We start from the raw sequence: 5,006 nt of genomic DNA on the forward strand, positions 1-5,006 counted from the left end.
GCCGACCCCGCATGTGCAGGAAGACCCGCTCAAATTCCGCGACAGCAAGCGCTATCCCGACCGCATCAGGGCCGCGCGCGCCGCGACCGGCGATCAGGACGCGCTGATCAACGCGCGCGGCGCGATCGACGATGTGCCGCTGGTCATGGGCGTCCAGAATTTCGCCTATATGGGCGGATCCATGGGCATGGGCGTAGGCGCAGCCTTCATCCAGGGCGTCAACGAAGCCATCGCCCATAAATGCCCCTATGTCATCTTCACCGCCGCCGGCGGCGCCCGCATGCAGGAGGGGATTCTCTCGCTGATGCAGATGCCCCGCTCGACCGTGGCGATCCAGAAGCTGCACGCGGCGGGCCTGCCCTATATCGTGGTCCTCACCGATCCTACGACCGGCGGCGTCACCGCCAGCTATGCGATGCTGGGCGACATCCAGATTGCCGAACCCAACGCGCTGATCGGATTCGCGGGCCAGCGCGTCATCGAAAGCACGATCCGCGAAAAGCTGCCCGACGGATTCCAGCGCGCCGAATATCTGCTGGAACATGGCATGCTCGACATGGTCGTCCACCGCAGCGAGTTGCGCGACACGCTCGCCCGCGTGATCGGCTACCTCGCCCCCCGCGCCGCCGCCTGAGCGCTTATCCGGGGGGACAAGCGCCATGGCCGACCACGCCGTCTCCGATGATCCGGGCGTCCAGGCCCAGCTCGACCGTCTTGCGACCCTGTCGCCCGGCGCCGACATATTGGGTCTGGAGCGCGTCACCCAACTGCTCGATCGCATCGGCAATCCGCACCGCGCCTTGCCGCCGGTCTTCCATGTCGCCGGCACCAACGGCAAAGGCTCGACCTGCGCCTTCCTGCGCGCCGCGCTGGAAGCGGACGGGAAGACCGTCCATGTCTTCACCTCGCCCCATCTGGTGCGCTTCAACGAGCGCATCCGGATCAGCGGCAAGCTGATTTCCGACGAAGCGCTGGCCGCCTATCTCGCCCGCGTCCTTGATGTCGCAGAAGGGATTGGGGCCAGCTTCTTCGAAGTCACCACCGCCGCCGCCTTCCTTGCCTTCTCTGAGCATCCCGCCGACGCCTGCATCATCGAAGTGGGTCTGGGTGGCCGCCTTGACGCCACCAACGTCATCGAAAAGCCCGTCATCTGCGGCATCGCCCAACTGGGCCTCGATCATCAGAGCTTCCTGGGCACGACGCTCAAGGAAATCGCCGCCGAAAAGGCCGGCATCGCCAAGCCCGGCGCCCCGCTGGTAACGCAACGCTATTCCGACTCGCTCTTCCCGGTGATGCTGGACGCCGCCGCCCGCAACCGCACAAAATGGTTTGCCATGGGCGAGACATGGGACGCAGCGGCTTACCGGGACCGCCTCCATTATCGCGACGATCAGGGCCGTCTGGACACCCCGCTCCCCCGCCTGCCCGGCGCGCATCAGGTGCACAACGCCGCGCTCGCCTTCGCCATGCTACGTCACCAGAGCGTCGTCCCGGTCAGCGAAGCCGCGCTCAAGGCCGCGCCGCTATGGGCGCACTGGCCCGCGCGCCTGCAAAGGCTGGACTACGGCCCGCTGCTCGCCCCGCTGCCGGAAAACAGTGAAGCCTGGCTCGACGGTGGCCATAATGCGGGAGCAGGCGAGGCCATTGCCGCCTTCTTCACACCCGACCGGCTGGAAGGCCAAAAGCTCCAGCTCGTCATCGGCATGCTGTCGAACAAGGATCTGGACGCCTATCTCGTCCCCTTTGCGGGACGCATCGCCCATATCCACGCGCTGCCCGTCCATGGGCACGACCATCATCCCCCGGAACGATTCGCCGCCATCGCCGACCTCTGGGGGATTCCGTGCACCGCGCACGGTACGGCGGAGGAGGCGATCGCCTCCATTGCTGCTGAAGGCAATCCCGCACCCCGGCTGTTGATTGCAGGCTCGCTTTATCTTGCCGGCGAAATTTTGCGGCTAAACGGTCAATTTCCCGACTGAAAATTCTTGCGATTGACTCGCAATAGCGTATCCTTGGCCTCCAACGAAAGAAGGCAAAGGTATCTGCGCATGGCTTATGGAGAGTCGTCTTCCCTCGATCAGCCCACGCCGCTTCCCGGCGGCTATGGCAACCGGCTGTTTCTCTATGTCATGCGACGGATGGCTACTGCGGGCGTCAATGATGCTCATGCCGCCAACGCCATGCTGGGCGCTTTCGGCCGCAGCTATCGCCGTCCGCTGGTACTGATGCGCGCCATGATGCTGGAACTCGCGCGCACCTCCAGCCGCAAGATATTGATCGCGCCCTGCTGCTGCTCGCGCATGACGGCGGACGAGGCGTTGATGATGCAGGCGGTGGGCAGCGCACTGCGCAGCCCGACCACGGCCTATGACAATGTGGCGGCCCTGCTCGGCAACGACCATGCGTTGGGGGCGCTCACCTGCCTGCAAGCGGTGGCCCAGGCCCATAACGACCTCGGCCGCCCGCTCGACCTCTATGCGGCGGGTTGAACCTCCGCCGCGCTGCCGACGCTGGCATCGATCAACCCCGCACGCATCATCAGCCAGAACAGGATGATGCCCGGCAGGGAGATCAGCGTCGTCAGCAGGTAGAAATCGACATAGCCGAAGCGCTCGATCAGCGCCCCTGCCGTCGTTCCGGTCAGGAAACGGCCGACGATGCTCGCCGCCGCCGAAATGAGCGCATATTGCGCGGCGGTGAAGCGCAGGTCGCACAGCGCCGAGAAATAAGCGACGACGGTGACGCCACCGATCCCGCTGGCGAAATTCTCAAAGCCGATCGCGCCCGCCATCCCCCAATTGCTCTTGCCCAGCGCCGCGAGCAGGGCGAAGCTGAAATTCGAGACGCCCATCAGCAAAAGACTGATCAGCACCGACCGCTTCATCCCCATGCGCGCATACAGGACGCCGCCCACGAAAATGCCGATGAGATAGGCCCAAAAACCGATCCCCACATCATAGATGGCGATCTCGTCATTGGTGTAACCCATGTCGTCGAACAGCAGACGGAAGGTGAGATTGGCCAGCGTATCCCCAATCTTGTGGAGCAGGATGAACAGCAGCACGAGCCACGCCCCGCGCCGACGGAAAAACTCCAGCAACGGCCCGGCAATCGACGCCCACACTTCTGCGGCGCCGCGCCGCCCCGTGGGTTCGCGATGCCGCTCCGGCTCGCCCAATATCAATCCGGTGAGCATGGCGGGCAACGCAAAGACCGCGCAGGCAAGATAGGCGCCGTGCCAGCCGACCCGCGCCGCCAGCACCAGCGCCAGCGCGCCCGCCGCGACGGAACCGATCCGCCAGCCATATTGCGACATGCCGGAGCCTACGCCCAATTGCTCGGGCCGCAGCGTCTCGATCCGGTATGCGTCGATCACGATATCGAAAGTCGCCCCAGCGATGCCCACCAATATGGCGGCATAGGCTGTCTGCAACAGGCTGGTCGCCGGATCGACCAGCGCCAGATTGGCCACCGCCGCCATCACCATCAACCCGGCCACCAGCAGCCACGAAACCCGCTGACCAAGCCGTCCGATCACTGGCAGCCGCACGCCATCGACTACCCAGGCCCACAGCCATTTGAGATTATAGACAAGGAATGCGAGGGTGAAGGCCGTCACCGCCTTCTTGTCGATCCCGTCCTGCGCCAGTCGGGTCGTCAACGTCGCCCCGATCATCGCATAGGGGAAACCGGAGGATATGCCGAGAAAAAAGGCCCCAAGGGGCGCCTTTTCAACATAGGGTTTTACCGCATCCAGCCAGCTTGTCGAGCCATTGGCGATATCGGTCATAAATAGATGCGCCCCCGGAAATATTCTACCGGGATCACCTTATGGGCAAATGTGGCAGAGGCAAGCCGCCCAATGCGCTTATCGCGATTTCCCGTCAGATGGCACCAACTGGCGGTTGAGAAATCTCGGTCAAACCAATCAGGCCGCGTTCTCAAAGAGATGCAGGCCTTCCGGAAAACGCGGCAGTTCCTTGCCCCGCAACAGGGCATCCACTACCGCAACCGCCGACAGAAGATCCCGCGGCGCATAAGGCTTGGCAAGGCACCCCAGGGCCACCTCCTGCGCATCGACGGGGCAGGCGCCGGTGACGAACAATACCGCCACGCCCCTGCTTGCGGCATGCCGCGCCAGATCGACGCCCGTCCTTTTGCCATGCAGGGTGATGTCCGCAATAACCAGATCGACGCTTTCCTCCTCGATAACGGTGACGGCATGGGAATAATCATCCACGGTGGCGGCTACGCGATAGCCTGCCACTTCCAGCACATGCTCATTGTCGAAGGCCACCAGTGGCTCGTCCTCGACGACCAGAACGCTGCGAATGGCCTTTCGGCGCCCTTTCGCCTTGGCTTCCCCTTTTACCAGCCCGAAAAACATTTGCCGTTCCGCCCCATTTACGCCATTCAGCCGACCAACGCGCCGTATCCCACTGAGGTTTCGGCTGCCCCGGCGCACAGGCGCGGGGACAACAGCATTCGTCGATTTTCCGGCGCCTCAGATATGGGAACGCCACCCCGTTTTGAAAAGGAAGTCACCCGTGGAACCGCCGAAAAAATCTGGACCGCCCCGCCGGTCAGGCCCTGGCGGTCCCAAACGTCCAGCGGGCGCCAAAAATACCCCCGGCGCACGCCCCGCCCGTCCGCCTTTCAGGACGGCGAAAACGGCCCCAGCCAAGCCTGCTAACCCCCATCCAGCTCGCGCCGCGGCGGCCGCCAGCGGCAAAAACGAACCTCAGCGCATCGCGAAACTGCTCGCCCGCGCCGGCATAGCCTCGCGTCGGGAAATCGAGCGCATGATCGAGGAAGGCCGGGTCACCCTCAACGGCGAAGCGCTTACCACCCCCGCCACGCTACTCACCTCGCTCCACGGCGTGGCTGTCGACGGCACGCCGGTCGCCGCCCCTGCGCCCACGCGCCTGTTCCTGTTCCACAAGCCGACCGGCTATCTCACCACTGAACGCGATCCGCGCGGCCGCCCGACCATATATGACCGG

At 64.2% G+C, this 5,006-nt stretch carries 6 protein-coding genes; 4 read left to right on the top strand and 2 right to left on the bottom strand.

Features of this window, described 5'->3' with window-relative positions; all coding sequences use genetic code 11:
- The 3 genes from ACFC3J_RS21975 to ACFC3J_RS21985 form a co-directional block, all read left to right on the top strand.
- Positions 1 to 634: acetyl-CoA carboxylase carboxyltransferase subunit beta (locus ACFC3J_RS21975; RefSeq protein ID WP_375198083.1), on the top strand; the 634-nt coding region annotated here is incomplete at its 5' end.
- Positions 635 to 659: 25 nt separating this feature from the next.
- The gene (locus tag ACFC3J_RS21980; RefSeq protein WP_375198084.1) at positions 660 to 1,982 is read left to right on the top strand and encodes a bifunctional folylpolyglutamate synthase/dihydrofolate synthase; all 1,323 of its coding nucleotides are present in this window, start codon (positions 660 to 662) and stop codon (positions 1,980 to 1,982) included.
- A gap of 69 nt (positions 1,983 to 2,051) precedes the next feature.
- Entirely contained in the window at positions 2,052 to 2,492 is a 441-nt protein-coding gene (locus ACFC3J_RS21985) for a DUF6628 family protein (RefSeq protein ID WP_375198085.1), read from the top strand.
- Here ACFC3J_RS21985 and ACFC3J_RS21990 read toward each other — a convergent pair.
- Together ACFC3J_RS21990 and ACFC3J_RS21995 are read right to left on the bottom strand one after the other, a co-directional pair.
- On the bottom strand, positions 2,477 to 3,793 hold the full coding sequence (locus tag ACFC3J_RS21990) for an MFS transporter (protein ID WP_375198086.1): 1,317 nt from the start codon (positions 3,791 to 3,793) through the stop codon (positions 2,477 to 2,479). The genes ACFC3J_RS21985 and ACFC3J_RS21990 overlap by 16 nt on opposite strands.
- A gap of 138 nt (positions 3,794 to 3,931) precedes the next feature.
- A complete protein-coding gene (locus ACFC3J_RS21995) occupies positions 3,932 to 4,390 on the bottom strand; it encodes a response regulator (protein WP_375198087.1) in 459 nt (152 codons plus the stop codon).
- Between the two features lie 160 nt (positions 4,391 to 4,550).
- On the opposite strand from ACFC3J_RS21995, the gene ACFC3J_RS22000 reads away from it, so the two are divergent.
- Positions 4,551 to 5,006: S4 domain-containing protein (locus ACFC3J_RS22000; protein ID WP_375198088.1), on the top strand; the 456-nt coding region annotated here is incomplete at its 3' end.

The sequence above is a fragment of the Sphingobium sp. genome (assembly GCF_041987595.1).
Taxonomy (GTDB): domain Bacteria; phylum Pseudomonadota; class Alphaproteobacteria; order Sphingomonadales; family Sphingomonadaceae; genus Sphingobium.

Bases quoted from the DNA above. Each gene is read 5' to 3' on its own strand.
- ACFC3J_RS21985 (WP_375198085.1), top strand. From the start codon at position 2,052: ATGGCTTATGGAGAGTCGTCTTCCCTCGATCAGCCCACGCCGCTTCCC.
- ACFC3J_RS21995 (WP_375198087.1), bottom strand. From the start codon at position 4,390: ATGTTTTTCGGGCTGGTAAAAGGGGAAGCCAAGGCGAAAGGGCGCCGA.
- ACFC3J_RS21990 (WP_375198086.1), bottom strand. From the start codon at position 3,793: ATGACCGATATCGCCAATGGCTCGACAAGCTGGCTGGATGCGGTAAAA.
- ACFC3J_RS21980 (WP_375198084.1), top strand. From the start codon at position 660: ATGGCCGACCACGCCGTCTCCGATGATCCGGGCGTCCAGGCCCAGCTC.